General features: G+C 72.3%; 26 protein-coding genes, 1 pseudogene and 1 riboswitch. Of the genes and pseudogenes, 12 read left to right on the top strand and 15 right to left on the bottom strand.

Annotated features, from left to right (window positions below; genetic code table 11):
* The first annotated feature begins 152 nt into the window (after positions 1 to 152).
* Positions 153 to 539: a DUF3099 domain-containing protein gene (locus ACF3NS_RS11650; protein WP_288798288.1), complete on the top strand. Its 387-nt coding sequence runs from the start codon at positions 153 to 155 to the stop codon at positions 537 to 539.
* Entirely contained in the window at positions 536 to 727 is a 192-nt protein-coding gene (locus ACF3NS_RS11645) for an acetone carboxylase (protein ID WP_154594199.1), read from the top strand. Before ACF3NS_RS11650 ends, ACF3NS_RS11645 begins: the two co-directional genes overlap by 4 nt.
* An 18-nt stretch (positions 728 to 745) precedes the next feature.
* On the opposite strand, the gene moaA is transcribed toward ACF3NS_RS11645, so the two are convergent.
* Positions 746 to 1,783, bottom strand: a complete 1,038-nt coding sequence (moaA, locus tag ACF3NS_RS11640; protein ID WP_288798289.1) for a GTP 3',8-cyclase MoaA — start codon at positions 1,781 to 1,783, stop codon at positions 746 to 748.
* A 56-nt stretch (positions 1,784 to 1,839) separates the two neighbouring features.
* Between moaA and ACF3NS_RS11635 the strand changes: the two genes are divergently transcribed.
* Positions 1,840 to 2,712 (top strand): SURF1 family protein, encoded by an 873-nt coding sequence (locus ACF3NS_RS11635; RefSeq protein WP_392466193.1) that lies wholly within the window; start codon positions 1,840 to 1,842, stop codon positions 2,710 to 2,712.
* Positions 2,709 to 2,855, top strand: coding sequence for a hypothetical protein (locus ACF3NS_RS11630; RefSeq protein ID WP_154594196.1), 147 nt, complete (start codon positions 2,709 to 2,711; stop codon positions 2,853 to 2,855). The genes ACF3NS_RS11635 and ACF3NS_RS11630 overlap by 4 nt, the downstream gene beginning before the upstream one ends.
* Here ACF3NS_RS11630 and ACF3NS_RS11625 read toward each other — a convergent pair.
* The 4 genes from ACF3NS_RS11625 to ACF3NS_RS11610 form a co-directional block, all read right to left on the bottom strand.
* Positions 2,831 to 4,699: an ABC transporter ATP-binding protein gene (locus ACF3NS_RS11625; protein ID WP_392466191.1), complete on the bottom strand. Its 1,869-nt coding sequence runs from the start codon at positions 4,697 to 4,699 to the stop codon at positions 2,831 to 2,833. The genes ACF3NS_RS11630 and ACF3NS_RS11625 overlap by 25 nt on opposite strands.
* Positions 4,700 to 4,717: 18 nt before the next feature.
* Entirely contained in the window at positions 4,718 to 5,497 is a 780-nt protein-coding gene (locus ACF3NS_RS11620; protein ID WP_154594195.1) for an enoyl-CoA hydratase/isomerase family protein, read from the bottom strand.
* 26 nt (positions 5,498 to 5,523) lie between these two features.
* Positions 5,524 to 6,582, bottom strand: coding sequence for an NYN domain-containing protein (locus ACF3NS_RS11615; RefSeq protein ID WP_154594194.1), 1,059 nt, complete (start codon positions 6,580 to 6,582; stop codon positions 5,524 to 5,526).
* Positions 6,583 to 6,657: 75 nt separating this feature from the next.
* Positions 6,658 to 8,256: an ABC-F family ATP-binding cassette domain-containing protein gene (locus ACF3NS_RS11610; RefSeq protein WP_311966693.1), complete on the bottom strand. Its 1,599-nt coding sequence runs from the start codon at positions 8,254 to 8,256 to the stop codon at positions 6,658 to 6,660.
* 175 nt (positions 8,257 to 8,431) lie between these two features.
* Here ACF3NS_RS11610 and ACF3NS_RS11605 point away from each other — a divergent pair, with 175 nt between their 5' ends.
* Positions 8,432 to 9,358: a neutral zinc metallopeptidase gene (locus tag ACF3NS_RS11605; protein ID WP_392466187.1), complete on the top strand. Its 927-nt coding sequence runs from the start codon at positions 8,432 to 8,434 to the stop codon at positions 9,356 to 9,358.
* Between the two features lie 81 nt (positions 9,359 to 9,439).
* Here the strand turns inward: ACF3NS_RS11605 and ACF3NS_RS11600 are convergent, their stop codons facing one another.
* Positions 9,440 to 11,137 carry an alpha-glucosidase gene (locus ACF3NS_RS11600; protein ID WP_392466185.1) on the bottom strand — a complete coding sequence of 566 codons (1,698 nt, stop codon included), beginning with the start codon at positions 11,135 to 11,137 and terminating at the stop codon, positions 9,440 to 9,442.
* A 35-nt stretch (positions 11,138 to 11,172) separates the two neighbouring features.
* On the opposite strand from ACF3NS_RS11600, the gene ACF3NS_RS11595 reads away from it, so the two are divergent.
* The 4 genes and pseudogenes from ACF3NS_RS11595 to ribH all read left to right on the top strand — a co-directional run bounded on the left by ACF3NS_RS11595 (position 11,173) and on the right by ribH (position 14,591).
* Positions 11,173 to 11,790 carry an HAD family hydrolase gene (locus ACF3NS_RS11595; RefSeq protein WP_289032358.1) on the top strand — a complete coding sequence of 206 codons (618 nt, stop codon included), beginning with the start codon at positions 11,173 to 11,175 and terminating at the stop codon, positions 11,788 to 11,790.
* 269 nt (positions 11,791 to 12,059) lie between these two features.
* A riboswitch (FMN riboswitch) is annotated at positions 12,060 to 12,194 on the top strand.
* Positions 12,195 to 12,320: 126 nt separating this feature from the next.
* Positions 12,321 to 13,454, top strand: coding sequence for a bifunctional diaminohydroxyphosphoribosylaminopyrimidine deaminase/5-amino-6-(5-phosphoribosylamino)uracil reductase RibD (gene ribD / locus ACF3NS_RS11590; protein WP_392466183.1), 1,134 nt, complete (start codon positions 12,321 to 12,323; stop codon positions 13,452 to 13,454).
* Positions 13,454 to 14,059, top strand: a pseudogene (gene ribB, locus ACF3NS_RS11585) (3,4-dihydroxy-2-butanone-4-phosphate synthase); the annotation flags it as partial. The gene ribD and the pseudogene ribB, both read left to right, overlap by 1 nt.
* Positions 14,060 to 14,099: 40 nt before the next feature.
* Positions 14,100 to 14,591, top strand: coding sequence for a 6,7-dimethyl-8-ribityllumazine synthase (gene ribH, locus ACF3NS_RS11580; protein WP_154594189.1), 492 nt, complete (start codon positions 14,100 to 14,102; stop codon positions 14,589 to 14,591).
* Between the two features lie 192 nt (positions 14,592 to 14,783).
* Here the strand turns inward: ribH and ACF3NS_RS11575 are convergent, their stop codons facing one another.
* The 9 genes from ACF3NS_RS11575 to ACF3NS_RS11535 form a co-directional block, all read right to left on the bottom strand.
* Positions 14,784 to 16,058, bottom strand: a complete 1,275-nt coding sequence (locus ACF3NS_RS11575) for an acVLRF1 family peptidyl-tRNA hydrolase (RefSeq protein ID WP_311966692.1) — start codon at positions 16,056 to 16,058, stop codon at positions 14,784 to 14,786.
* 171 nt (positions 16,059 to 16,229) lie between these two features.
* On the bottom strand, positions 16,230 to 16,562 hold the full coding sequence (locus ACF3NS_RS11570) for a metal-sulfur cluster assembly factor (RefSeq protein WP_154594188.1): 333 nt from the start codon (positions 16,560 to 16,562) through the stop codon (positions 16,230 to 16,232).
* A 2-nt stretch (positions 16,563 to 16,564) separates the two neighbouring features.
* Positions 16,565 to 17,047 carry a Fe-S cluster assembly sulfur transfer protein SufU gene (gene sufU / locus ACF3NS_RS11565; protein ID WP_154594187.1) on the bottom strand — a complete coding sequence of 161 codons (483 nt, stop codon included), beginning with the start codon at positions 17,045 to 17,047 and terminating at the stop codon, positions 16,565 to 16,567.
* Positions 17,047 to 18,372 (bottom strand): cysteine desulfurase, encoded by a 1,326-nt coding sequence (locus ACF3NS_RS11560; RefSeq protein ID WP_392466179.1) that lies wholly within the window; start codon positions 18,370 to 18,372, stop codon positions 17,047 to 17,049. Before ACF3NS_RS11560 ends, sufU begins: the two co-directional genes overlap by 1 nt.
* Positions 18,372 to 19,163: a Fe-S cluster assembly ATPase SufC gene (gene sufC, locus ACF3NS_RS11555; protein ID WP_154594185.1), complete on the bottom strand. Its 792-nt coding sequence runs from the start codon at positions 19,161 to 19,163 to the stop codon at positions 18,372 to 18,374. Before sufC ends, ACF3NS_RS11560 begins: the two co-directional genes overlap by 1 nt.
* A 4-nt stretch (positions 19,164 to 19,167) precedes the next feature.
* Entirely contained in the window at positions 19,168 to 19,527 is a 360-nt protein-coding gene (locus ACF3NS_RS11550) for a non-heme iron oxygenase ferredoxin subunit (RefSeq protein ID WP_288797441.1), read from the bottom strand.
* Positions 19,524 to 20,750 (bottom strand): Fe-S cluster assembly protein SufD, encoded by a 1,227-nt coding sequence (gene sufD, locus ACF3NS_RS11545; RefSeq protein ID WP_392466178.1) that lies wholly within the window; start codon positions 20,748 to 20,750, stop codon positions 19,524 to 19,526. Before sufD ends, ACF3NS_RS11550 begins: the two co-directional genes overlap by 4 nt.
* Positions 20,750 to 22,171 carry a Fe-S cluster assembly protein SufB gene (gene sufB, locus ACF3NS_RS11540; protein WP_154594183.1) on the bottom strand — a complete coding sequence of 474 codons (1,422 nt, stop codon included), beginning with the start codon at positions 22,169 to 22,171 and terminating at the stop codon, positions 20,750 to 20,752. Before sufB ends, sufD begins: the two co-directional genes overlap by 1 nt.
* On the bottom strand, positions 22,168 to 22,944 hold the full coding sequence (locus ACF3NS_RS11535; RefSeq protein WP_392466176.1) for a helix-turn-helix transcriptional regulator: 777 nt from the start codon (positions 22,942 to 22,944) through the stop codon (positions 22,168 to 22,170). The genes sufB and ACF3NS_RS11535 overlap by 4 nt, the downstream gene beginning before the upstream one ends.
* A 136-nt stretch (positions 22,945 to 23,080) precedes the next feature.
* On the opposite strand from ACF3NS_RS11535, the gene ACF3NS_RS11530 reads away from it, so the two are divergent.
* From ACF3NS_RS11530 to ACF3NS_RS11520, 3 genes are all read left to right on the top strand, one after another.
* Positions 23,081 to 23,788, top strand: a complete 708-nt coding sequence (locus ACF3NS_RS11530; RefSeq protein ID WP_195849242.1) for an ABC transporter ATP-binding protein — start codon at positions 23,081 to 23,083, stop codon at positions 23,786 to 23,788.
* Positions 23,785 to 24,531, top strand: a complete 747-nt coding sequence (locus ACF3NS_RS11525; protein WP_392466174.1) for an ABC transporter permease — start codon at positions 23,785 to 23,787, stop codon at positions 24,529 to 24,531. The genes ACF3NS_RS11530 and ACF3NS_RS11525 overlap by 4 nt, the downstream gene beginning before the upstream one ends.
* Before the next feature lie 124 nt (positions 24,532 to 24,655).
* Positions 24,656 to 25,597 (top strand): heme A synthase, encoded by a 942-nt coding sequence (locus tag ACF3NS_RS11520; RefSeq protein ID WP_392466173.1) that lies wholly within the window; start codon positions 24,656 to 24,658, stop codon positions 25,595 to 25,597.
* Positions 25,598 to 25,840 lie beyond the last annotated feature (243 nt).

Raw genomic sequence — 25,840 nt, 5'->3', positions numbered from 1 at the left:
TGGGGCCTGCGGGTTCCCGCCGACGCTAGCGGACTACCGCGCGGTAGCGCTCATCGAAAGGGGGGCTGGGTCGGGGCGGTCGGTGCGGTCGGTCGGGATGCTCGTCGAGGCGCACGGACGGCCTGTCCGGCGAACGAGCGTAGGCTTGATCGGTGGCCAGCTCCTCCCCCTCCCACTCGACGGTGCACACCGTCACCTCGGCGCGGAAGTCCCCCGCGCAGGACCGGGCCGAGCGCACCCGCCGCTACCTCATCTCGATGTCGATCCGCACCGTGTGCTTCGTGCTGTTCGTCGTGGTCGACCACCCCTTGCGGTGGGCGTTCGTCGTGGGCGCGGTCTTCCTGCCGTATGTCGCGGTGGTCCTGGCCAACGCCGTCGACCGCAGCGGTGAGGGCCAGATCCAGGCCGTGGACCACCAGCAGCGCGCCCTGCCGCCCGGCACCTGGTCGCAGGACGCCATCGAGGGCTCGGTCGAGGACCGGCCGCAGGTGCGGTCTGAGGACCGGTCTGAGGACCGGTCGCAGGACGGTGCCGGGTGACGGGAGACCGGTGCTCGGCGAAGGGCTGCCGCGCCGACGGGACCTGGCAGCTGCGCTGGAACAACCCGTCCCTGCACACCCCTGACCGCCGCAAGGTGTGGCTGGCCTGCGAGGAGCACAAGGCGTCGTTGTCGCAGTTCCTGTCGATGCGGGGGTTCCTGCGCGAGGTCGAGCCGCACGGGAAGTGACCAGTCGGCGCAGGTGGGTCAGCCGCCGATCGCGGACATCGGGCGGTCGGGCTGCTCGAAGTCGGGGTCGCCGATGCCGTGGCCGCGCCGCTTGACCCGCATCTCCCCCGTGATCAGGGCCGTGAGCTCGTCGTCGGTGGCACCGTCGCGCAGCGGTGTCCGCAGGTCGGTCTCGGTGCGGGAGAAGAGGCAGTTGCGGACCTGGCCGTCGGCGGTGAGCCGGGTGCGGTCGCAGTCGCCGCAGAACGGCCGCGTGACGCTGGCGATGATCCCGACGGTGGCCTGCCGGCCCTCGAGGTCCTGGTGGCCGACGACGTCGTAGAGCTCGGCGGGCGCGCTCCCCCGCGCCGACTCGGGTCGGGCCCGCAGCTCGAACCGCTCGGACAGCCGGGCCAGCAACTCGTCGGCCGTCACCATCTGCGCCCGCTCCCAGCCGTGCTGGGCGTCCAGCGGCATCTGCTCGATGAACCGCAGCGCGTAGCCCCGGTCCAGGCACCAGCCCAGCACGTCCGCGACGCCCTCGTCGTTGATGCCCCGCATGGCGACGGCGTTGACCTTGACGGGCGTGAGGCCCGCCGCGGCAGCGGCCGTCATACCGGCCTCGACGTCGGCCAGCCGGTCGCGCCGGGTGAGGTCGCGAAAGACCTGCTCGTCGATCGTGTCGAGGCTGACGTTGACCCGGTCCAGGCCGGCCTCGGCGAGGTCCTTGGCGACGCGCGCGAGGCCGACCCCGTTGGTGGTCATGGCGATCTGCGGGCGCGGCTCGAGGGTGGCGATGCGGCGCACCACGTCCACGATCGAGCGGCGCAGCAGCGGCTCGCCCCCGGTCAGCCGGACCTTGGTGACCCCCAGCTCCACGAACACCCGCACCAGCCGGACCAGCTCGTCGTCGGTGAGCATCTCGGGCCTCGGCATCCACGGCAGCCCCTCGGCGGGCATGCAGTAGGTGCAGCGCAGGTTGCACCGGTCGGTGACCGAGACGCGCAGATCCCGTGCCACCCGGCCGAATCCGTCGACGAGCGCCGGGCGCACGCGGGGATCCGGGAGAGTCGTCATAGGCTCAACACTATGCGTCCGACGTGCCGCCACGGAATTTCCACGGGAAGTATTCAGTGATCCAGACCCTGCGCAAGCCGCGCTGGCTCAGGGCCCTGGCCGGAGCCTTCGCGTTCATGCTCGCCTGCGTCTGGCTCGGGCAGTGGCAGCTCGGTCGCTACGAGCACAAGCAGGCGACGGTGCGGGCGATCGACCGCAACTACGCCGCGGAGCCGGTGCCGCTGCGGACCATCCTGCCGACCCCCACGAGCGGTGTCACCGAGGCCACCCTGTGGCGGTCGGTGACGACGACCGGCACGTATGACGGCGCGTCCCCCCTCCTCGTGCGGAACCGCCCCCGCGACGGGGACCGCGGCTACGAGGTCGTCTGGCCGCTGCGCCTGCCGGACGGCTCGACGCTGCTCGTGGACCGTGGCTGGATCTCGGCCGGCAGCGGCGCGGCGGCCGACCTGCCCACGGTCCCCCCGGCGCCCAAGGGCGAGGTGACGGTGACCGGGTGGCTGCGCTGGGGCGAGCAGGACCTCGACCGGCCACCGGCCAAGGGGCAGCTCGCCTCCATCAACTACACCGTCGCGCAGCGGGAGATCGGCGGGACGGTCAACCACGCCTACCTGGTGCTCGGCTCCGAGGGCTCGGTCAAGGCCGGCGACCCGTCCACCGGGCTCGCCGCGCCGGGCGGCCCGGACCGCGACGAGGGCTGGAACAACGTGTCCTACTTCGGGCAGTGGTGGCTCTTCGGCCTCGTGGCGATCGCGATGGTGCTGTATGCCGCCCGCCGCGAGCACCTGGAGGAGACCGGCTCGGCGGCAGCGGGCCCGGGGGTCGCGGCGGGAGGGACGCCCGGCGCGTCCGCTCGGCGCGGTCGCGCCACGGCGACCAGACCACCGAGGCCCAAGAAGGTCCGGATCTGGGACGAGGAGGACGAGTGAGCGACGAGGCCATCGAGCGGCGCGGCGCCGAGGGCGGTGCCGAACGTGACCACGTCGGACGGGACTACGTCGGCGCGGTGCGGGGGCGGCTCGGCGCGACCTTCCGCGAGGGCGGGCGTCAGTCGGTGAACTGCGTGCGGTAGAGCTCGGCGTAGAGGCCGCCCCGCTCGAGGAGCTCGGCGTGGGTGCCCTGCTGCACGACCCGACCCCCGTCGACGACGAGGATCAGGTCAGCGCCGCGCACCGTAGACAGGCGGTGGGCGATCACCATCGCCGTCCGGCCGTGCAGGGCCGAGTCGAGGGCCCTCTGGACGGCGGCCTCGGACTCGCTGTCCAGGTGTGCCGTCGCCTCGTCGAGGATCACCAGGCCGGGGCCCTTGAGCAGCAGCCGGGCGATGGCGAGGCGCTGCTTCTCGCCGCCGGAGAGACGGTGGCCCCGGTCGCCGACCACGGTGTCCAGACCCTCCGGCAGGGACTCCACGAGCGAGGCGACCTGGGCGGCACGCAGGGCCTGCCATACGGCCTCGTCGGTGACGCCGGGGCGGGCGTAGTCGAGGTTGGCGCGGATGGTGTCGTGGAAGAGGTGCGCCTCCTGGGTGACCATGCCGACGACCTCGTGCAGGGAGTCGAAGGACGCCTCCCGCAGGTCGACGCCGCCGACGCGCACCCTCCCCGAGGTGGGGTCGTAGAGGCGGGCCACCAGGGAGGTGATGGTGGTCTTGCCTGCGCCGCTCGGCCCGACGAGGGCGACGAGCTGGCCCGGCTCGACCCGGAACGAGACGCCTCGCAGCACCGGACCACCGCCCGCGCGGTCCCCCGTCGCGCTGCCCTGCTCGAGGGACTCCAGCGAGATCTCGTCGGCGGAGGGGTAGGCGAAGACGACGTCCTCGAGCTCCACCGAGACGGCCTCGGCCGGGATCGCACGCGGGTGCTCGACCTCGCGCACCAGCGGCCGCAGGTCCAGCACCTCGAAGACGCGCTCGAAGCTGACCAGCGCCGTCATCACGTCGACCCGCACGTTGGACAGGGCGGTGAGCGGCCCGTAGAGCCGGCTCAGCAGCGCCGCCAGTGCGAGCAGGGCGCCGACGGACAGCGACCCGTCGATGGCCATCAGCCCGCCGACGCCATAGACCACGGCCGTAGCGAGCGCCGCCACGAAGGTCAGCCCGGTGAAGAAGAACGTCCGGTTGAGGGCGATTCGGATGCCGATGTCGCGGACCTTGGCGGCGCGGTCGGCATACTGCTGCGACTCGTCCCGTGGGCGACCGAACAGCTTGACCAGCAAGGCCCCCGCGACGTTGAACCGCTCGGTCATGCGGGTCCCGAGCTCGGCGTTGAGCCCCATCGACTCGTGCTGCAGCCCCGCCAGCCGACGCCCCATCACCCGGGCGGGCAGCATGAAGACCGGCAGCAGAGCGAGGGAGGCGAGGGTGAGGACCCAGGACTTCGAGGCCATGGCGGCGACGATGAAGACGACCGACACGAGGTTGCTCACGGTGGTCGACAGGATCGAGGTGAACGCCGACTGGGCGCCGATGACGTCGGAGTTGAGACGGGTCACGAGGGCGCCGGTCTGGGCCCGGGTGAAGAACGCGATCGGCTGGTCCAGGACGTGCGAGAAGACCTGGGTGCGCAGGTCGTAGATCAGGCCCTCGCCGATGCGGGCGGAATACCACCGCTGCACCAGCGCGAGCGCGGCGTCGACCAGGGCGAGACCGGCCAGGACCACCGCGATCGTGACGACGACCGACCGGTTGCCCGGGATGACGCCGTCGTCGACGACCTTGCCCAGCAGCAGCGGGGTCGCGACCACCAGCGCGGCGTCGACCAGGATGAGGACGAGGAAGACGGCGATCTGGCCGCGGTAGCGGTCGGCGTAGCCGAGGACGCGGCGGGCCGTGCCGGGCGCCAGGCGACGGTCCTTGACCGAGGAGTCCTTGGTGAGGGACCGCATCATCTGCCAGTTGCCCATGCCGGGTCCGCTCATGTGATGCTCCTCGTCGCGTCAGCCATCGCCTCGGGCCAGCGCCGCCAGCCGCCGGACCTGCGCCTCGCGCTCGCGCCGCAGCTGCTCGTCCGCCGAGGTGTCGGTCGCCGAGCGCAGCAGCGGTTTGAGCTCGCGCAGCGCCCCGGCCGGTGCGTCGAGCAGGGCCTGGACGAGGTCGTCGGTCGTGGCGTCGAGCTCGGCGCGCGGCACGGCCACGGTGGCCAGGCCGATCGCGGTCGCCTCCGCCGCCCCCACGAACCGCCCGGTGGCGCAGATCTCCAGCGCCCGAGCGTAGCCGACGCAGGCCACCAGCGGTCGCGTGCCCGCGAGGTCCGGCACCAGGCCGAGGCTGGTCTCGCGCATGGCGAGCTGCACGTCGTCGGCGCACACGCGCAGGTCGGCGGCCAGCGCGAGCTGGAAGCCCGCCCCGATGGCGTGTCCCTGCACGGCGGCGACGACGACCTGAGGCATCTCCTGCCACACCCGGAACGCCCGCTGGAACCCGGCGATCAGCTCCGCCGTGTCGGCGGCAGCGCTCGTGGCCTGGGCCACGAGGTGCGGCTCGCCCGGCATACCGCCCGGCGAGAGCATCCCGCGGTGCAGCCCCGCGGAGAAGCTCGCCCCCTCGGCCCGCAGCACGACGACCCGTATGTCGTCGCCCACGGCCTCCCCCACCGCCGCCAGGGCGTACCACAGCGACGGCGTCTGGGCGTTGCGCTCCTCGGGGTTGGCGAGGGTGACGGTGAGGACCTGCCGCTCGTCGTCGACGGTGACGCGCAGGTGGGGGTGATCGGTCATGCCCAGACCCTAGCGCTGGGTCGGTGTCACGACGTCGGCCTGCCGACCAGCTCCTCGGCCACGTCCCAGAAGCGGTGACGCAGCGTGAGCCGGTCGGACTCGCTGATCTCGTAGACGCCCAGCCGGGCGGACAGGTCCATGAGCAGCGCACGGTCGACCTCGGAGGGGATCGTGGGTCGCCCCGCGAACAACGCCTGCTGCTGGGCCTCGTCGGCGGACGCGCTCCAGGTGCTGATGACGCTGCGGCACACCTCGTCGATCTGCTCCGGCGTCGCGACCAGGGGCGCGGGGCCATGCAGCTCCGAGGGGCGCCCCGTGGTCGAGGAGTAGACCAGCGAGGGCCGATCGAAGGCGGCGGGTGGGACACGGGCGGTGGGAGCGGCGGGCGCTGGGTGGCCGGCCGGTATGGCGGGTCGGGGGCGCGAGGCGAGGTCCGCGGGCGAGGGGACCGGGCCGGTGGCAGGTCCGGAGGCAGGTCCGGTGGCCGGTCCGGCAGCTGGGACGGTCGCGGAGGCGGTGCGGGGCTCGGACATGGGCGCCCGGTGGACGGTCTCGTCGATCGCTGCGGCGTCGACCAGGATCAGCCCGTCGGCCTCCCGCTGCAGGTGCCGGGCCACCGCGTGGGGGCGCCCCTCGGCGTCCGGGACGCCGACGAGGATGACCTGCGCGCCGTGTCCTTGGGCCTCCTCGACGGCCTCGGTCAGGTCGTCGTCCCCGCACAGGAGGTACAGGACGTCGACGATGCGGTTGCGGGCGTGCCTCACCAGGTCCAGTCCGAGCCGCAGGTCGACGCCCTTCTGCTCGCCGGCCGGGGACAGGCGGCCGAGCCGCAGCTTGACCCGCGGCAGCATCCCGATGGCCAGCTGCGAGGTGTTGGGCGCCCCGTTGACGTTGCCGCCGGAGTCGTACCAGTTCACGCGGAGCAGCGGCAGCCCGCTGTCCGCCTCGACCTGCGCGAGGAGCCGCTGGATGAGCGCCTGGTGGTCGACCCGGACGCCTCCCCGCAGCGAGGTGCCGGTGACGCGCGTGGCGCTGGAGCACAGGAGATAGCCGACGTCGACGTACAGGGCGCAGTAGGAACGCATACGTCGATGGTCCCAGCCAGGGCTGTCTAGCGCACGGACCCGGCCCGGCCGCGCGAGCCGCCGCCCGCCTTAAGGTCAGGCCAGGGAGATGAGCTCGAGGTACTCCGGGCCCCACAGGTCCTCGACCCCGTCGGGCAGGACGAGGACCCGCTCCGGCTCGAGGGCCTCGACGGCACCCTCGTCGTGGGAGACCAGGACGACCGCGCCCGTGAAGGTCCGCAGCGCACCGAGGATCTCCTCGCGCGAGGCGGGGTCGAGGTTGTTGGTGGGCTCGTCGAGCAGCAGCACGTTGGCGCTGGACACGACGAGCAGCGCTAGCGACAAGCGCGTCTTCTCCCCACCGGAGAGGACGCCCGCGGGCTTGTCCACGTCCTCGCCGCTGAACAGGAAGGACCCGAGGACCTTGCGGACGTCCGTCTCGCCGAGGTCGGGGGCGGCGGACTTCATGTTGTCCAGCACGGTGCGGGCGGTGTCGAGGTTCTCGTGCTCCTGGGCGTAGTAGCCGATCTTGAGCCCGTGACCGGGAAGGACCTCGCCGGTGTCGGGCTCGTCGACGCCCGCGAGCATGCGCAGCAGGGTTGTCTTGCCGGCGCCGTTGAGACCGAGGACGACGACCTTGGAGCCGCGGTCGACGGCCAGATCCACGTCGGTGAAGACCTCGAGCGAGCCATAGCTGCGCGACAGGCCGCGGGCCATGAGAGGGGTCTTGCCGCACGGCGCCGGGTCCGGGAAGCGCAGGTGCGCCACCTTGTCCTGCTGCCGCTCCCCCTCCAGGCCGCTCAGCATCCGCTCGGCGCGGCGGGCCATGTTGTGCGCGGCGGTGGCCTTGGTGGCCTTGGCGCCCATCTTGGCCGCCTGGGCGAGCAGGGTGGAGGCCTTCTTCTCCGCGTTGGCGCGCTCGCGCTTGCGACGCTTCTCGTCGGTCTCGCGCTGGGCGAGATAAGCCTTCCAGCCCAGGGAGTACTGGTCGATGGCCGCGCGGTTGGCGTCGAGGTGAAAGACCTTGTTGACCACCTGGTCGAGCAGGTCGACGTCGTGGCTGATGACGATCAGCCCGCCCTTGTAGGCCTTGAGGTAGTCGCGCAGCCAGACGATGGAGTCGGCGTCGAGGTGGTTGGTCGGCTCGTCGAGGAGCAGGGTCTCGTTGCCGGAGAACAGGATCCGCGACAGCTCCACGCGGCGTCGCTGACCACCGGACAGGGTCGACAGGGGCTGGCCGAGGATGCGCTGGTCCAGACCCAGGGCCGAGGCGATGGTGGCGGCCTCGGACTCCGCGGCATACCCCCCGGCAGCCTCGAAGCGGGCCTGCAGCTTGGGGTAGCGCTCCATCGCCGCCTCGTGGGTCTCGACGTCTGCGCTGGCCATCGCCCCCTCGGTCTCGCGCAGCTTGCGCACGATCACGTCGAGACCGCGCGCGGACAGGATGCGGTCGCGGGCCAGCACGGTGAGGTCGCCGGTGCGGGGGTCCTGCGGCAGGTAGCCGACCGTGCCGGACCGGGTCACCGAGCCACCGGCGGGCTGCCCCTCCCCCGCCAGCACCTTGGTGAGCGTGGTCTTGCCGGCGCCGTTGCGCCCGACCAGACCGATCCGGTCGCCGGCACCCACGCGGAACGAGGCGCTCTCGATGAGGATGCGAGCCCCGGCCCGCAGCTCGATGTCGGTCGCGGCGATCACGTGGCAGGGCCCCTCGGGATAGATGGTGCGGCGGCGGGTATCCGGTCGGCGGTGGGCCGCCCCGGATCGCCCCGTCTCGGCGGGGCAACCGGGTTAGTCTACGGGCAGGTTTCGGCCCGCCCCCCACGCGATCCCCCACGTCAGGGCGGCGGACGATCACGAGTCAGGAGCAAGGATGAGCTTCAACGAGGGATCCCAGCTCGACACCTCCGGCGTCGACTCGGGCAGCGGCGGCGGGGGCATGAGCCCGGGTGGCATGATCATCGGCGGTGGCGGAGGCCTCGGCCTGCTCGGCCTGGTCGTCGTGCTGCTGCTCAACATGTGCGGTGGCGGCAACATCGACCCCGGCTCGATGGGTATGCAGCCCGGCCCGCAGCAGACCCAGCGGTCGGGCAGCGAGGACGCCTTCGCCAAGTGCAAGACCGGCGCCGACGCCAACAACGACGTGCAGTGCCGCGTGATCGGCACCAAGAACTCCGTCGAGGCGTACTGGAAGAAGACCCTCCCCGAGCAGGCCGGCCACAACTACACGACCGCCCACATGAGTCTCTACACCGGTCGCACCCAGTCCGCCTGCGGCACGGCCTCCAACCAGGTCGGGCCCTTCTACTGCCCGTCGGACCGCAAGGTCTACATCGATGCCTCGTTCTTCAACACCCTCACCCGCGACTTCGGCGCCGACAGCGGCGCCCTGGCGCAGGAGTACGTCGTGGCCCACGAGTACGGCCACCACATCCAGAACCAGCTCGGCCTGCTCCAGCGCGCCCAGCAGGACCCGCAGGGCCCGCAGTCCGGCGGCGTCCGGGTCGAGCTCATGGCCGACTGCCTCGCCGGCATGTGGGCCAAGGACGCCTCGACCGTCCCCGACAAGTCCGGCCAGCCCTTCCTCGAGCCGCTGACCCAGCAGGACATCGACTCGGCTCTGTCCGCGGCCAAGTCCGTCGGTGACGACAACATCCAGTCCAAGATGGGCTCCGGCCAGGTCAACCCCGAGTCCTGGACCCACGGGTCCTCCGAGGCCCGTCAGCGCTGGTTCATGACCGGCTACACCAAGGGCAGCCTGCAGGCCTGCAACACCTTCGCGGTCGACCGGGTGGAGTGACCCGGCCGACCCTCCCAGGGTCGCCACGCCGTATGCCGAAGGCCCCGCCCCCTCCCGGGGGTAGGGGCCTTCGGGGCGTCCTCAGCGCACCACGCGGCGCAGGACCACGGACTCCCACCCGGCCAGGGTGGCGGCTCCGTCGGGACTTCGGACGAGGGCCTGGTCGCTGGTCGTCAGGACGGCCTCGGCGTCGCCCCAGCCCTCGAGCAGCTCGTCCGGCACCGGGAGCGGCGCGCGCGTGAAGGAGGCCAGGACGAGCAGCTGCGCGCCGTCGTACGACCGCGAGTAGGCCCACAGGTCGGGGTGGTCCATGGTCAGCGGCTGGATCGACCCGTGCGCGACCACCGGGTCGGCGTGGCGCAGGGCGATCAGGCGCTGGTAGTGCGTGAAGACCGAGGTGGGGTCCTCGACCTGGGCCGCCGCGTTGATCTCGGTGTGGTCGGGGTTGGCCTCGATCCACGGCGTGCCGGTCGTGAAGCCGGCGCGCGGCGAGTCGTCCCACTGCATGGGGGTGCGGGCGTTGTGGCGCCCCTTGTCGCGAAGCCCCTCGAGCAGCGCCTCGGGGTCCGCGTGGCCGTGCTGGCGCGCCTCGAAGTAGTTGAGCGACTCGATGTCGCGGAAGTCCGCGATCGTGGCGAAGTGGCTGTTGGTCATGCCGAGCTCCTCGCCCTGGTAGACGTAGGGGGTGCCCCGCAGCAGGTGCAGGACGGTGGCCAGCGTCTTGGCGGACCGCTCCCGCCAGACGGGGTCGTCGTCCCCGAAGCGGGACACGGCGCGCGGCTGATCGTGGTTGTCCCAGTAGAGCGAGTTCCAGCCGGTCTCCGCGAGGCCGACCTGCCAGCGCATGAGCGACTCCCGCAGGCGCGGCATGTCGAGGGGCTGCACGTCGAACTTGCCGCCCGGCCCGCCGTCGAGGTCCACGTGCTCGAACTGGAAGACCATGTCGACCTCCCCGTTGGCGGGGTCGGTGTAGCGCCGGGCCTGCTCCACCGTCACGCCCGGCATCTCCCCCACGGTCAGATAGGCGTGGGGATGGTCGGCGAACACCTCACGGTGCATCTCCTGCAGGAACTCCTCCAGGCGAGGGCCGCACGCGACGAGGGGGAAGCCGTTGCCGAAGGCCGCGCCAGGTGCCTGCTCGCCGTCGGGGAGGCCGGGGGTCTTGCTGATGAGGTTGATCACGTCCATCCGGAAGCCGTCGACCCCGCGGTCCAGCCACCAGCGCATCATCGCGTGCACCGCCTGGCGGACCTGCGGGTTCTCCCAGTTGAGGTCGGGCTGCTTGCGGCTGAACAGGTGCAGGTAGTACTGCCCCGTCGCCTCGTCCAGCTCCCAGGCCGACCCGGAGAAGAAGGACTCCCAGTTGTTGGGCTCGTCGCGCCAGAGGTACCAGTCGCGCTTGTCGCTGTCGAGGGATGCGCGACTCTCGACGAACCACGCGTGCTCGTCGCTCGTGTGGTTGACCACCAGGTCCATCACCAGCCGTATGCCGCGCTCGTGCGCCGCCGCGATGAGCTCGTCCAGGTCCGCGAGCGTCCCGAACACCGGGTCGACGTCCTGGTAGTCGCTGATGTCATAGCCGTTGTCGTCCATCGGCGATCGGTAGACGGGGCTGAGCCAGAGCACGTCGACGCCGAGGTGCTGCAGATGGTCCAGGCGACCGATGATCCCGCGCAGGTCACCGACGCCGTCGCCGTCGCTGTCCTGGAAGGACCGCGGATAGATCTGGTAGACGACGACGGACTTCCACCAGTCACGGGGCAGGTCGGTCTGCAGCATGCGTCCTCCGTCGGCCGGTGAGAGAGGATCAGCGTATGACGACCCGCACCGTCGGCTTCGACCTCGACCAGACCCTTGTGGACTCCACCGAACGCATCGTGGAGTCCTTCCGATCGGCCTTCCGCGCCATGCGGATCCCCGACGTCCAGGCCGCTGCGTTCACGCCGTGGTTCGGCTACCCGCTGGAGGAGATCCTGCAGCGCGTGGCACCCGGGACCGACCCCGCCGAGTTCGTGCCGTTCTACCGGCGCGCGTACGACGAGGAGCGGCCGGGCGAGGCGGGGCCCATGCCCGGCGCACGCGAGGCGCTGGAGTGGCTGCGCGACAACGCCTTCCGGGTCGTCGTCGTGTCCGCGAAGCACCACCCCGTCGTCGACGTGGCCCTGGTCGACGCCGGCCTGGGTGACCTCGTGGACGCGTACTACGGAGACCACTTCGGTGAGCAGAAGGCGATCCCGCTGCGCGAGGAGGACGCGGCGTTCTACGTCGGTGACCACGTGGCTGACATGCACGCCGCGTCCCTCGCCGGCGCGACCGGCATCGCCGTCGTGTCGGGAGCGCACGACACGCGGGCGCTGCGAGAGGCCGGGGCCGGCGCAGTGATCGCCTCGCTCGCCGACCTGCCGACCACGATCGGGCGGCTGCTGGACTGACCGGTCTGGACGGTCTGACCGCTCTGACCGGTCTGCCCGGTCAGTCCGACCGTCTGGACCGACTCGACCGACTGGTCAGCGCGCTCAGCTCGGCCCCCAGGAACTCCCGCGGCGACGCCGCCGGACGAGACCGGCGACAGGTCAGCGCGGTGCCAGCCCGCCATGAGGTGCTGCCCGCCGGGCGCACCGAGGACCTCCGCGGCACCGGCACCGACACCCTCGCACCTGCGGTGACCCAGGTCCTCATGGGTGCCTGTGGCAGACTTGGGGCACGTGCTCCGGGGTCGGTGCAATTCCGAGCCGGCGGTGACAGTCCGCGACCCGACCACCTCCCAGAGGTGGGCGGTTGACCTGGTGGAACTCCAGGACCGACGGTGAAAGTCCGGATGGGAGGCAGCACGAGAGGTGCCCCGCGAGGGTGCCTCGACGCAGGGCATCCTGCGGCAGGCCGTATGCCGGCGGGCCGCCGTGGTCGCCCGTCAGCGTCATCCCCCGGAGCGCGCGCACCAGCAGCGAGCGAGAGGGACGAGATGAGCGGCCAGACCGCCGCCGACGACCGGGGCGATGCGCATAGGCGTCACCACGACGACGCCGAGCGGGACCTCGTGCTGATGCGCCGAGCCGTGGCGCTGGCCGCCAACGGCCCCGCAGCCGACCCCAACCCGCGGGTGGGCTGCGTCCTGCTGGGCGGTGACGGCGAGGTGATCGGCGAGGGCTGGCACCGCGGCGCCGGCACCCCGCACGCCGAGCTCGTCGCTCTCGCCGAGGCGCGTGCGGCGGGGCACGACACGCGCGGGGGCACGGCCTACGTGTCGCTGGAGCCGTGCAACCACACCGGCAGGACCGGTCCGTGCGCCGAGGCCCTGGTCGGGGCGGGGATCCGGCGCGTCGCCTACGCCCTGCCGGACCCCAACCCCGTGGCCGTCGGGGGCGCGCAGACGCTGCGGTCGGCCGGCATCCGGTGCGACCTGGTGCCGGTCGAGGGGGCGGACGCGCTGGTCGAGGCGTTCGCGCACGCGATGACCCACGGGCGGCCCTTCGTGACCTGGAAGCTCGCCGCCACCATCGACGGCCGTTCGGCGGCGCGCGACGGCAGCAGCCAGTGGATCACCGGCCCCGCGGCCCGCGCCGACGTGCACCGGCTGCGCGCCACCGCCGGGGCGATCGTGGTCGGCACCGGCACCGTCCTCGCCGACGACCCGCGCCTGACGGTGCGCGACGCCGACGGGTCCCACCACGAGCGTCAGCCCCTGCGCGTGGTGGTGGGCCGGCGCGACATACCGCCCACCGCCCGCGTGCTCGACGACGGCGCCTCGAGCCTGCTCGTCCGCGAGCGCGACCCGCACCTGGTCCTCGCGACCCTGCACGAGCTCGACGTGCGTCACGTGTGGCTCGAGGGCGGACCCACCACGGCGGCGGCCTGGCTGCGCGCCGGTGTGGTCGACCGCGTGGTGGCGTATGTCGCACCCGCGCTGCTCGGCTCGGGCGCGGCCGCCGTGGGTGACCTCGGGGTCGCCACCATCGCGGACGCCCACCGGCTCGCGACCACCGACGTGGCCGTCCTCGACGGAGACGTCCGCATCACCCTCGAGCCCGTCGATCACCTCGACCACCGTGATCACCTCGATCACCTCGATCACCTCGATCACCCAGGAGGACAGTGATGTTCGTCGAGTCACCCATCCAGGACGCCCTGCGGGCGCTGCGCGGGGGACGTCCGGTCCTGGTCCTCGACGACGTCGACCGGGAGAACGAGGGCGACGTCGTCCTCGCCGCGCAGACCCTGACCATCGAGTGGCTGGCGTGGACGATCCGGCACACGTCCGGCTACGTCTGCGCGCCGATGCCCGACGACTGGGCCGACCGGCTCGAGCTGCCGCTCATGGTGGAGCGCAACGAGGACAGCCTGCGGACGGCCTACACCGTGACGGTCGACGCCGCGGCGGGGGTCACCACCGGCATCAGCGCCGCCGACCGCGCCGCCACCGTGCGCACGCTGGCCGACCCCGGCTCGCTGCCCACCGACCTGATCCGGCCCGGCCACGTCGTGCCGCTGCGCGCGCGTGACGGTGGCGTCCTCGCGCGACCGGGGCACACCGAGGCCGCCGTCGACCTGTGCCGGCTCGCCGGTCTGTCCCCCGTCGGTGCCATCGCCGAGCTCGTCCACGACACCGGCGAGATGATGCGGACCCCCGACGTCGTCGCCCTCGGTGCCGCGCACGACCTGCCGGTCGTCACCATCGCCGCGCTGGTCCGGCACCTGCGCCGAGCGACCTCCCCCACCCACCAGCTCGCCCAGGAGGCATGACATGGCCGGCCACGGCTCCCCCTCGCTCACCGTCGACGGCGCCGGGCTGCGCGTCGCGATCGTCGCGTCGTCCTGGCACGACACGGTCATGGACGGTCTGCTCGACGGCGCCCGCCGAGCCCTGGAGGAGGCCGGCGTCACCGACGTGGATCTCGTCCGGGTCCCGGGCTCCTTCGAGCTGCCGGTGGCCTGCGCGCGCCTGGCACCCTCGTATGACGCCCTGGTCGCCCTCGGCGTCGTGGTCCGCGGGGGCACGCCACACTTCGACTACGTGTGCAGCGCGGCGACCGATGGCCTCACGCGGGTCGCCGTGACGAGCGGCATCCCCATCGGGTTCGGGCTGCTGACCTGCGACGACGACGCCCAGGCGATCGACCGCGCGGGGCTGCCCGGGTCGCGCGAGGACAAGGGCCACGAGGCGGCGACCGCGGCCGTCGCGACCGCCTCCACGCTGCGCGAGCTCTCTCCGCGGGGTCGCCGCCCGCTCACCTAGCCGCCCCTGGCCCCGGCCCGTGACGGGGTCCCGGCGGGTGAGGCAGCAGGTCAGGCCCGCGGGGTCCCGCATCACGTGCCACGACTCGTGCCCGTCACGGCGCACCAGGAGTCGGCCGCCATGGTCATCCGGCTCGCCGGCACGTCGACGAACGCGGTCACCCAGACGATCTCGGCCAGGACGCCGCCGTCCTCAGCCGCGCCAGCCGGGGTCGCGCCCGAGCAGCGCCACGAGCTGGTCGGTGCGGTCGCGCGAGCTCGTGGACACCGGCGCGTCGAAGGTCCCCTCGACGCCCCCGCCCGAGGTCGTGCGGTTGGCGTAGGCGAGGCACTCGTCCACGGCCGCGGGCACCAGCGTGACGTCGACCCCGGCGCCGCGGGCGAGGTCCCAGGCGTGCACCGTGAGGTCGACGAGCATCTGGGAGGCATACTCCTGCACGGGGATCGAGCCCGAGCTCACCGACACCTCCTGGTCGTCGTCCTCGACCGCGCCGAAGGCCAGCACCGAGCGCGTCTGCGCCGTCCGCCAGGCCTCCGCAGGGTCGTCGCCGAGCAGGTCGCCGTCGTAGGCGTCGCCGACCTGCTCCACCGTCTCGCCCCCGAGCAGCCGTGGCGCCCACAGGTGCTCGCTGGTCAGGTGGCCCAGGACGTCGCGGACGGTCCAGTCCTCGCAGGGGCTCTGGCGGTCCCACGCGTCGGCGGGAATCCGCTCCACGAGGTCGGTCACCGCGGCCGCGGCGGCGGGGATCAGCTCACGGGCATGGGACATCGTCTCTCCGGTCATGCCCTCCACCATGCCACCGCCGGACGGGGCCCTGCCGCTCGGCTCCACGACGGTGACGCGCACCCCGCGCGCCCGCCTCAGCTCCGCGCGCAGGATCGCGTGCGTCGGGTCCGGTATGCCGAACGCCCCCTGCCTCGGCAGTCCCCGCCAGGTGGCGAGGCGCGGGTCGTGCAGCACCTGCTCGGCCAGCCCGCGGTCTCCGCCGAGGACGACCGCGCGGGCCCAGCCGGGTCCGAGGGGCTCCGCGAGGCGCACGATCTCGTCCGCCACGTGGCGCACCAGCGCGTCCGCCTGGTTGCCGCGCCGCCGCTGGTAGCGCTGCTGCGACCACCCGCCCGCCGCCGTGCGGGACTGCACGTAGCGGCTCCCCGCCGTGTGCGCCAGCAGGCCCTCGCCGTCGGCGAGCCCCACGGCATACCGGCCCCGGCGCACGAGGACCAGGGCGAGCCGCGGTGGCGGACCCGGCCACCCGACCAGGGTGCGCAGGGACGAGACGCGCTCGCTGCCCGCCGGGTCGAGGGCGTCCAGGCGGGCCACCGCCCCGTCGCCGGCCCGCACGATGACCGTCGCGCCGTCGTGGCTCCACCGCGCCGGGCCGTGGCGGTCGAGGAAGCCCCCGACCCAGGCCGTCAGTCGGTCGGGGTCGACGTCGAGGACACGCCCGGGGGCGCAGCCGGGGGCCACGAGCCCGGCTCAGGCCCTGGTGACGGAGGGCTCGACCGACCAGGGGAAGTCGATCCAGGCGTCGGTGAGGACCTCGCGGTCGGCGGGGGGCGTCGTCATAGGGCCCATTGAAGCGCACGAGGCCCCCTCGCCCCACGCTCGGCGTGGGGCGAGGGGGCCTCGCGGGTGGTCTCAGACGTTGAAGCCGAGCGCGCGCAGCTGCTCGCGACCGTCCGGGGTGATCTTGTCGGGGCCCCACGGCGGCATCCACACCCAGTTGATGCGGTGGTCGGCGACCAGGCCCTCGAGGGCCTGGGCCGTCTGGTCCTCGATGACGTCGGTCAGCGGGCATGCCGCGGAGGTCAGCGTCATGTCGATGATCGCGCCCGCCTGCTGGTCGACGGTGATGCCGTAGACGAGGCCGAGGTCGACGACGTTGATGCCGAGCTCGGGGTCGACGACGTCGCGCATGGCCTCCTCGACGTCCGCGACGTTGGGGGGCATGGTGCTGGTCTGGTCGCTCATGTTTAGGACTCCTTGCTGGTCTGGCTGGTGCTGGAGATGTCGACGCCGGCCTGGGCGAGGGCGTCGACCATGGCGGTCCATCCGAGGAGGGCGCACTTCACGCGGGCGGGGTACTGCGCGACGCCGGCGAAGGCCACCCCGTCGCCGAGGACCTCCTCGTCGCCCGGGTCGGCGCCCTTGCTGGTCAGCATGTGCCGCATGGCGCCGTAGGTCTCGAACACCTCCGACAGCGGGCGACCGATGCACTCCTCGGCGAGCACCGAGGTGCTGGCCATCGAGATCGAGCACCCGAGCGCGTCGTAGGACACGTCCTGGAGGGTGATCTGGGCCGGCGCGCCGTCGGCGTGGTCGACGTGGACGCGCAGCGTCACCTCGTCGCCGCACGTCGGGTTGACGTGGTGCACCTCGGCCTCGTAGGGCTCGCGCAGCCCGGGGTGCCGGGGTCGCTTGGAGTGGTCGAGGATGAGCTCCTGATAGAGGTCCATCAGCTCGCCTCCTGCTCCTGCGCGACGTCCAGCCCGAAGATCGCGGGGACCTTGTCGAGCGCCGCGAGCAGGGCGTCGACCTCCTCCGGGGTGTTGTACGGCGCGAAGCTCGCCCGCGTGGTCGCCGCCACGCGCATCCGCCGGTGCAGCGGCCACGCGCAGTGGTGCCCGACGCGCACCTCGACGCCCTGGTCGTCCAGGACCTGCCCGACGTCGTGGGCGTGCGCCCCCTCGACGACGAAGGCCACCGACGAGCCGCGGTCCTCCATGGTGGTCGGGCCGACGACCCGCACCCACGGACGCCGCGCCAGACCGGCGAGGAGCCGCTCGGCCAGCATCGACTCGTGGGCGTGGACGCGGTCCAGGCCGAGCTGGTCGAGGTAGTCGCACGCCGCGGCGAGACCGACCGCCTGCGCGACGTTCATCGAGCCGGCCTCGAACCGCAGCGGCGGAGCGGCGTACGTGGTCTGCTCCATGCGCACCACGGCGATCATCGAGCCTCCGGTGATGAACGGCGGCATCGCGGCGAGCAGCTCCCTGCGCCCCCACAGAACCCCGACCCCGGTGGGGCCGAGCATCTTGTGTCCGCTGAAGGCCGCGAAGTCGACCCCGAGCTCCTGGACGTCGACCCCGAGGTGCGGGACGCTCTGGCACGCGTCCAGGACGGTGAGGGCGCCGACCTCCCGGGCGCGGGCGACGAGGGTCTGCACCGGGTTGATGGTGCCGAGCACGTTGGACACGTGGGTGAACGCCAGGACCTTGGTGCGCTCGTTGACGACCTCGTCGAGGTCGCCGAGGTCCAGCCGCCCGTCGTCGGTCACGCCGAGCCAGCGCAGGGTGGCTCCGGTGCGGCGGGCGAGCTCCTGCCAGGGCACCAGGTTGGCGTGGTGCTCCATCTCGGTGATGCAGATCTCGTCACCGGGACCTATCGAGAACCGCTGCGCCACAGCGGGATCCACGCCGTCCATGGCGCCGTCGAAGCCGGCGTTGCTGAAGGCGTAGGCCACCAGGTTGAGCGACTCGGTGGCGTTCTTGGTGAAGACGATCTCGTCCGGCGTCGGCGCCCCGACGAATCGCGCGACCGTGGCGCGGGCGCCCTCGTAGGCGTCGGTCGCCTCCTCCGAGAGCAGGTGCGCGCCGCGGTGGGCGCCGGCGTTGACCGTCTCGTAGTAGCGCCGCTCCGCCTCGATCACCGGCGACGGCTTGTGCGAGGTGGCTCCGCTGTCGAGGTAGACGAGCGGGTTGCCGCCGCGCACGGTGCGCGCGAGGATCGGGAAGTCGGCCCGGATGCGGGCCGACTCCTGCGGGGTGAAGGGCGTGCTCATCAGACCTGCGCGGCCCCGGCGGGCGCGACCGCCGGTGCCGGGGCGTTGACGAAACGGTCGTAGCCCTCGTCCTCGAGCCGGTCGGCGAGCTCGGGGCCACCCTCCTCGACGACCTTGCCGTCGACGAAGACGTGGACGAAGTCGGGCTGGATGTAGCGCAGGATGCGCGTGTAGTGCGTGATGAGCAGGACGCCCATGTCACCGCCGGAGCGCACCCGGTTGACGCCCTCCGAGACGATCTTGAGCGCGTCGACGTCGAGGCCGGAGTCGGTCTCGTCGAGGACCGCGAAGGACGGCTTGAGCAGCTCCATCTGGAGGATCTCGTGGCGCTTCTTCTCTCCGCCGGAGAAGCCCTCGTTGACGTTGCGCTCGGCGAACGCCGGGTCCATCTTGAGGTCGGCCATGGCGTTCTTGACGTCCTTGATCCAGGTGCGCAGCTTGGGGGCCTCGCCGGCGACCGCGGTCTTGGCGGTGCGCAGGAAGTTGGAGACCGTGACGCCGGGCACCTCGACGGGGTACTGCATCGCGAGGAAGAGGCCGGCGCGGGCCCGCTCGTCGACGCTCATCGCGAGGACGTCCTCGCCGTCCAGGGTGACCGAGCCGCTCGTGACGGTGTACTTGGGGTGGCCGGCGATCGCGTAGGCGAGGGTGGACTTGCCGGACCCGTTGGGTCCCATGATCGCGTGCGTCTCCCCCGAGCGGACCGTGAGGTCGACGCCCTTGAGGATCTCCTTGGAGCCCTGCTCGGTGTCGACCGAGACGTGCAGGTCGGTGATCTGCAGAGTGGCCATGGGTTCAGTTCTCCTTGCTGGCGGGCTGGGCGCTGACGCGCTGCTCGACGGATCCGTGGACGTCCACGAGGACGTCGTCGCCGTCGAGCGTGACGGGGTAAACCGCGACCGGCACGGTCGCGGGCAGGGTGTTGGGCTCGCCGGTACGCAGGTCGAATGAGCTGCCGTGCAGCCAGCACTCCAGCTGGCAGCCGTCGAGCTCGCCCTCCGAGAGCGACACGTTGGCGTGCGTGCAGGTGTCGTTGACGGCGTGGAACTCACGGTCGCCCGTGCGGGCGAGCGCGATGGTCACGCCGTCCACCACGGCGGCCGCCACGCGGCCCACCTGGATGTCCTCGACCTGGCAGACGACCTCGTAGCTCACGCGCCGACCCCCTCGGCCGCGCGCGGGGCGCTCTCGAAGGCCGCGTCCACGGAGTCCGCGAGCTCGCGGTCGATGACCTCCATCAGGCGGGCCTGGGTGTCGGTCACGCCGATCCGGTTGATGATGTCGGCGAAGAAGCCGTGCACCACCAGGCGGCGCGCCTCGCGCTCGGGGATGCCGCGCGCCTGGAGGTAGAACAGCTGCTCGTCGTCGAACCGGCCCGTCGCGGCCGCGTGACCGGCGCCGACGATGTTGCCGGTCTCGATCTCGAGGTTGGGGACCGAGTCCGCGCGGGCGCCTTCGGACAGCACGAGGTTGCGGTTGAGCTCGTAGGTGTCGGTGCCCTCGGCCGCCGCGCGGATGAGGACGTCGCCGACCCACACGGAGTGGGCGGTGTCGCCGCGCAGGGCACCGCGGTACTCGACGTTCGAGGTGCAGTGCGGCGCCTCGTGGTCGACGAACAGCCGGTGCTCCTGGTGCTGCGCCTCGTCGGTGAAGTAGACGCCGAGGCACTCGGCGCTGCCGCCGGGGCCGGCATACCGCACGTTGGTGGACACCCGCACGATCTCGCCGCCGAGAGTGACCGCGATGTGCTTGAGGGTCGCGTCCCGACCGACGAGCACGTCGTGCTGAGCCAGGTGGATCGCGTCGTCGTCCCACTCCTGCACCGTGACGACCGTGAGGTGCGCGCCGTCGCCGACGCGGATCTCGACGTTGGCGGTGCACCGCGCCGAGCCCTGGTGCGACAGCAACACGGTGGCGCTGGAGTGCGCTCCGGCGTCGATGACCAGGTGACCGTTGATGCGCGCCTGGTCGGACCCGCGGACGGTGAGGCGGGCGGCCTCGCCGAACTCACGACCCTGGGGGATCTGCACCACGTGGCCGTCCGCGAAGGAGGTCCAGGCGGCGGCCGAGGCGCGGTCGGCAGGCGTGAGGACCGTGCCGAGCCGGGGGTCGCCGGCCGGGACCTCGGACACCTTGATGCCCGCCGGCACCTGGATGTCGGTCTTGATCCCGGCGACGTCGGACGGCGCCTGCTCGAACAGCTCCTGCAGGCGGTCGACGGGGGTGAAGCGCCACTCCTCCTCGCGGCCGTGGGGGACCGGGAAGTCCGCCAGGTCGAAGGACGTGCGTCGCTCACCGCGGGACTGGTCCGGGACATAGGCCTCGGGCACGCCGGCCACGGTCGGGGCGGTGGGGGGTGACTTCAGCTCGACCGGCATCAGCCGACGGCTCCTTCCATCTGCAGCTCGATCAGGCGGTTCAGCTCGAGGGCGTACTCCATGGGCAGCTCGCGCGCGATGGGCTCGACGAACCCGCGCACGATCATGGCCATGGCCTCCTCCTCGGACATCCCGCGGGACATGAGGTAGAACAGCTGGTCGTCGCTCACCTTGGACACCGTCGCCTCGTGGCCCATCTGCACGTCGTCCTCGCGGACGTCGACGTACGGGTAGGTGTCCGAGCGGGAGATGTCGTCGACGAGGAGGGCGTCGCAGCGCACGTTGCTCCGGGAGCCGTGCGCACCCTCCGCGACCTGGACCAGACCGCGGTATGACGTCCGCCCGCCGCCACGCGCCACCGACTTGGAGACGATGGAGCTGGAGGTGTGCGGCGCGGCGTGGACCATCTTGGCCCCGGCGTCCTGGTGCTGGCCCTCGCCCGCGAAGGCGATCGACAGCGTCTCGCCCCGGGCGTGCTCGCCGAGCAGGAAGACGGCGGGGTACTTCATCGTCACCTTGGAGCCGATGTTGCCGTCGACCCACTCCATGGTGGCGCCGGCCTCGCAGGTGGCGCGCTTGGTGACGAGGTTGTAGACGTTGTTGGACCAGTTCTGGATGGTCGTGTAGCGCACGCGGGCGTTCTTCTTCACGACGATCTCCACGACGGCGCTGTGCAGCGAGTCCGACTTGTAGATCGGCGCCGTGCAGCCCTCGACGTAGTGCACGTAGGAGCCCTCGTCCGCGATGATCAGCGTCCGCTCGAACTGGCCCATGTTCTCGGTGTTGATGCGGAAGTAGGCCTGCAGCGGGATGTCCACGTGGACGCCCGGCGGGACGTAGATGAACGACCCGCCCGACCAGACCGCGGTGTTGAGCGCCGCGAACTTGTTGTCGCCGGCGGGGATCACGCTGGCGAAGTACTCCTTGAAGATGTCTTCGTGCTCACGCAGACCCGTGTCGGTGTCGACGAAGATGACGCCCTTCTCCTCCAGGTCCTCGCGGATCTGGTGGTAGACGACCTCGGACTCGTACTGCGCCGCCACGCCCGCGATGAGGCGCTGCTTCTCGGCCTCGGGGATGCCGAGCCTGTCGTAGGTGGCCTTGATGTCCTCGGGCAGCTCGTCCCAGGTGGTCGCCTGCTTCTCCGTGGACTTCACGAAGTACTTGATGTTCTGGAAGTCGATGCCCGTGAGGTCGCTGCCCCAGCTCGGCATGGGCTTCTTGTCGAACAGTCGCAGCGACTTCATCCGCAGGTCGGTCATCCACTGCGGCTCGTTCTTGCGCGACGAGATGTCCTGCACCACGCCGGGGTTGAGGCCGCGCTTGGCGGTTGCGCCCGCGACGTCGCTGTCGGCCCAGCCGTACTCGTACCGGCCGAGACCTTGCAGGCCGGGGTTCAGCTCCTCGATGTTGGTGGTCATCGCTCGGACCTTTCGTCGGGGTGGGTGGGGTGGTCGTCGGTGAGTGCGTCGTTGGTGAGTGCGTCGCTGGTGAGTGCGCTGAGGGGCACGAAGGTCGTGCACACGTGCTCGCCGTGCGCCAGCGTCGCCAGGCGCTGGACGTGGACGCCGAGCAGCCGCGAGAAGGCCTGCTGCTCCGCCTCGCAGAACTGCGGGAACGCGGACGCGACCTGCTGGACGGGACAGTGGCCCTGGCACAGCTGGACGCCCAGCGTCGTCGAGCCGTCCGCCAGCGTGAGGGGGCGGCTGGACGCGGCATACCCGTCCCTGGTGAGCGCCTCGGCAAGGACCCGGGAGCGCGCCTCCGGCGTGTCGCCGGCCGCCTCGACCCGGGCACGGTAGCGGTCCTCGAAGGACGCGACGTGCTGGTGGGCGAAGGCTTCGACGGCATGCTCCCCCACCTGCTCGGACAGGTAGCGCAGGGCGGAGGTGGCGACGTCGTCGTACGAGCTGTCGAGGGCCTGGTGCCCGGCGGTGGTCAGGACGAAGGCGCGCGCCGGACGCCCCCGGCCCCGCATGGCCGGGGCGCTGGCGTGCTCCTCGATCAGCCCCGCGTCGGTGAGGGCGTCCAGATGGCGACGCACGGCGGTGGTCGTGACGCCCAGCCGCTCGGCGATGGCGGCGGCGGTGATCGGACCGTGCTCGGAGACGAACTGCTGGACGCGGCCGCGCGTGCCGGAATCCCGCACCGCCTCGACGGTCCGGGAGCGCTGCGGGGTCTGGGTACCCGTCACGTCAGCCTCATGTCCGATAAACACAACACCGATGTTACCTAATTCCCTGGGAGCATCTACCAAGGCTTGCCTATCCGGCGGTCGCCGGCCGGGGGGCCTCGGGGCTGTCCGGGGATCGCGCGTACACTCGCCGTCCGTGACGGTAGCGGTGACCACCGAGCGGCTGCGCAGGAGCTTCGGCTCGGTGCGCGCCGTCGACGACATGACCTGGAGCGCCGAGCTCGGTCGCGTGACGGCGGTCCTGGGGCCGAACGGCGCCGGCAAGACCACCACCATGGAGATCCTCGAGGGCCTCCAGCGGCCGGACGACGGCGTGGCTCGCGTGCTCGGCACCGACCCGTGGGACGCCTCGGCCGAGCACCGGGCCCGCGTCGGCGTCATGCTCCAGGACGGCGGGCTGCCCAACGGTGCCAGGCCGGTCGCTCTGCTGCGACACCTGTCCCGCCTGTATGCCGACCCGGCGCCCGTCGACGACCTCGTCTCGCGCCTGGGGATCGACCGGTTCGCCGGCACGACGGTCCGCCGCCTGTCGGGCGGGCAGAGGCAGCGCGTGGCCCTCGCCGCGGCGCTCGTCGGCAGTCCCGAGGTGGTCTTTCTCGACGAGCCGACGGCGGGCCTCGACCCGCACGCACGGCTCGACGTGTGGGACCTCGTCCGCGAGACGCGCGACCGCGGGGTCGGGGTCGTCGTCACGACCCACTCCTTCGAGGAGGCAGAGCGGCTCGCCGACCACCTCGTCGTGATCAGCGACGGGCACGTCGTCGGCGAGGGCGCCCCCGCCGACCTGTGCGCGGGCCGGTCCTTGGAGGACGTCTACTTCGAGCTGACGAGGAAGGCCCGATGAGCCGCCCCGCACCCACCGCCGCGCGCGTCCGCGCCCAGGCGACCTTCGACACGCTCACCTTCCTGCGCAACGGCGAGCAGACGCTCGTGTCGATCGTCCTGCCGGCCCTCGCGCTCGTCGGCGGGGTTCTCGCGCCCTGGCCCGACCTCGGGCCCGGTCGGCGCGTCGACGTGGTCGTGCCCGGCGTGCTGGCCCTGGCGGTGCTGTCGAGCGCGTTCACCGGCCAGGCGATCCAGACCGGCTTCGACCGCCGCTACGGCGTGCTGCGGCTGCTCGGTGCCTCGCCGCTCGGCAAGGGCGGCCTGGTCCTCGCCCGCGTCATCGCGGTGATGGTGGTGCAGGTGATCCAGTTCGCCGTGCTGTCCGTGGTCGGGCTGCTCCTCGGCTGGCGTCCCGACGTCGTGGGTGTGCTGCCCTTCGTCGTGTTCTGGTGCCTCGGGACGACGACCTTCGTCGGGTTCGCGCTGCTGTTCGCCGGCACCCTGCGCGCCGAGGCCACCCTGGCGCTGGCCAACCTCGTCTGGGTCCTCATGCTCGGGCTGGGCGGCATCCTCATCCCCGGCTCGACGCTGCCGGAGCCGTGGTCCCGCCTGGTGTCCTACCTGCCGTCCGCCGCCCTGGGGGACGGCTTCCGCTCTGCGTTCGAGCACCACGGTCTGCCGCTGCAGCCCCTGCTGGTCCTGCTGGTCTGGGCCGCGGTCCTCAGCGCCGCGGCGGCCCGCTTCTTCCGCTGGTCCGACTGACCTCACCCCGAGCCGCCCCGTCATACGGTGGTGCCGTCTTGACCTGTCGCCCTGGCGCCCTGGTGCCGCGCTGCTCGCCGGGGTGGGTGCCGGCGCTTGTGCACGCGCGCACTAGGCTGTCCTGGTGAGCACCTCGACCACCCCCGGCGCACCGACCCACTCCCCCGCGGACGTCGTGACGCCCCCGCGCGGGGCCCGGGACTGGATGTGGATCGCCCTCGTGGCCAACCTCGTCGGCAACGTCGCGATCATCCTCACCGGTGGCCTCGTCCGCCTGACGGGGTCGGGTCTCGGGTGCCCCACCTGGCCTGAGTGCACGCCGGGGTCGCTCGTCCCCACCGGCGAGCAGACCGAGGGTTTCCACAAGTTCATCGAGTTCGGCAACCGCCTGATGTCTCCGGTGCTCGTCGTGATCGCCGCGTGGGTTCTCGTGCTCGCCGCGAGGCGGTTCTGGCGATCCCGTCGCCGGTTCGTCTACGCGTGCGCGGTGCCGCTGCTGTTCGTGCTGGTGCAGGCGGTCGTGGGCGGGATCATCGTCCTCGCCCGGCTTGACCCGCGCACCGTGTCCCCGCACTTCCTGATCTCGCTGTTCCTGGTGGCCAACGCGACCTACCTGCTCTACCGCTACCGCGAGGGGGACGACGCCCCCCAGCGCGCCGTGCCGACGGTGGTCCAGCGTCTGGCGTGGGCCGCCGCGGCCGTGGGTGGCGTCGTCTGCGTGCTGGGCACCGCCGTCACCGGCTCCGGCCCCCACAGCGGTGACAAGGACGAGAACGTCCGCTTCGGCTTCGACCCTCACGCCACGAGCTGGCTCCACGCCGACTCCGTGATGCTCTTCCTCGGCCTGGCCGTCGCCCTGGTCGTGGCATCCCGCCTGGTCGAGGTGCCCGCCCCCTTCCGCCGCGCCTGGGACTGGACGCTGGCGCTCTCGCTGCTGCAGGGCCTGGTGGGTTATGTGCAGTACTTCACCGGTCGGCCCATCGCGGTGGTGGCCGTCCACCTGCTGCTCTCGGCGCTCTTCACCGTCCTGCTGACGCAGGGCGTGCTCACCGCGCGCCGCCGCTGACGGGCGCTCGCGCACCGGACCTGCTCGCCGAGCCCGAGCAGCGCGGCATCCTGACGGCGGGCGGTCGGCATACGGCCTGCAGACTCGCCGGGGGCGGGATCATCGACCTGGTGAACGATGCCCGGCTGATGCTCCTACCGGGGGCGGGATCATCGACCTGGGGAACGATGCCCGGCTGATGCTCCTACCGGGGGCGGAATCATCGACCTGGCGGACGATGCCCGGCTGATGCTCCTACCGGGG

The sequence above is a fragment of the Arsenicicoccus cauae genome (assembly GCF_043162025.1).
In the GTDB taxonomy this organism is placed as follows: domain Bacteria; phylum Actinomycetota; class Actinomycetes; order Actinomycetales; family Dermatophilaceae; genus Arsenicicoccus; species Arsenicicoccus cauae.
Note: the sequence above shows the minus strand (reverse complement) of the source record. Positions and strands in the feature narration are given on the sequence as shown.

Bases quoted from the DNA above. Each gene is read 5' to 3' on its own strand.
- sufU (WP_154594187.1), bottom strand. From the start codon at position 17,047: ATGGACCTCTATCAGGAGCTCATCCTCGACCACTCCAAGCGACCCCGG.
- sufB (WP_154594183.1), bottom strand. From the start codon at position 22,171: ATGACCACCAACATCGAGGAGCTGAACCCCGGCCTGCAAGGTCTCGGC.
- ACF3NS_RS11595 (WP_289032358.1), top strand. From the start codon at position 11,173: ATGACGACCCGCACCGTCGGCTTCGACCTCGACCAGACCCTTGTGGAC.
- moaA (WP_288798289.1), bottom strand. From the start codon at position 1,783: ATGACGACTCTCCCGGATCCCCGCGTGCGCCCGGCGCTCGTCGACGGA.
- ACF3NS_RS11525 (WP_392466174.1), top strand. From the start codon at position 23,785: ATGAGCCGCCCCGCACCCACCGCCGCGCGCGTCCGCGCCCAGGCGACC.
- ACF3NS_RS11560 (WP_392466179.1), bottom strand. From the start codon at position 18,372: ATGAGCACGCCCTTCACCCCGCAGGAGTCGGCCCGCATCCGGGCCGAC.
- ACF3NS_RS11625 (WP_392466191.1), bottom strand. From the start codon at position 4,699: ATGAGCGGACCCGGCATGGGCAACTGGCAGATGATGCGGTCCCTCACC.
- ACF3NS_RS11615 (WP_154594194.1), bottom strand. From the start codon at position 6,582: ATGCGTTCCTACTGCGCCCTGTACGTCGACGTCGGCTATCTCCTGTGC.
- sufC (WP_154594185.1), bottom strand. From the start codon at position 19,163: ATGGCCACTCTGCAGATCACCGACCTGCACGTCTCGGTCGACACCGAG.
- ribD (WP_392466183.1), top strand. From the start codon at position 12,321: ATGAGCGGCCAGACCGCCGCCGACGACCGGGGCGATGCGCATAGGCGT.
- sufD (WP_392466178.1), bottom strand. From the start codon at position 20,750: ATGCCGGTCGAGCTGAAGTCACCCCCCACCGCCCCGACCGTGGCCGGC.
- ribH (WP_154594189.1), top strand. From the start codon at position 14,100: ATGGCCGGCCACGGCTCCCCCTCGCTCACCGTCGACGGCGCCGGGCTG.
- ACF3NS_RS11620 (WP_154594195.1), bottom strand. From the start codon at position 5,497: ATGACCGATCACCCCCACCTGCGCGTCACCGTCGACGACGAGCGGCAG.
- ACF3NS_RS11600 (WP_392466185.1), bottom strand. From the start codon at position 11,137: ATGCTGCAGACCGACCTGCCCCGTGACTGGTGGAAGTCCGTCGTCGTC.
- ACF3NS_RS11605 (WP_392466187.1), top strand. From the start codon at position 8,432: ATGAGCTTCAACGAGGGATCCCAGCTCGACACCTCCGGCGTCGACTCG.
- ACF3NS_RS11570 (WP_154594188.1), bottom strand. From the start codon at position 16,562: ATGAGCGACCAGACCAGCACCATGCCCCCCAACGTCGCGGACGTCGAG.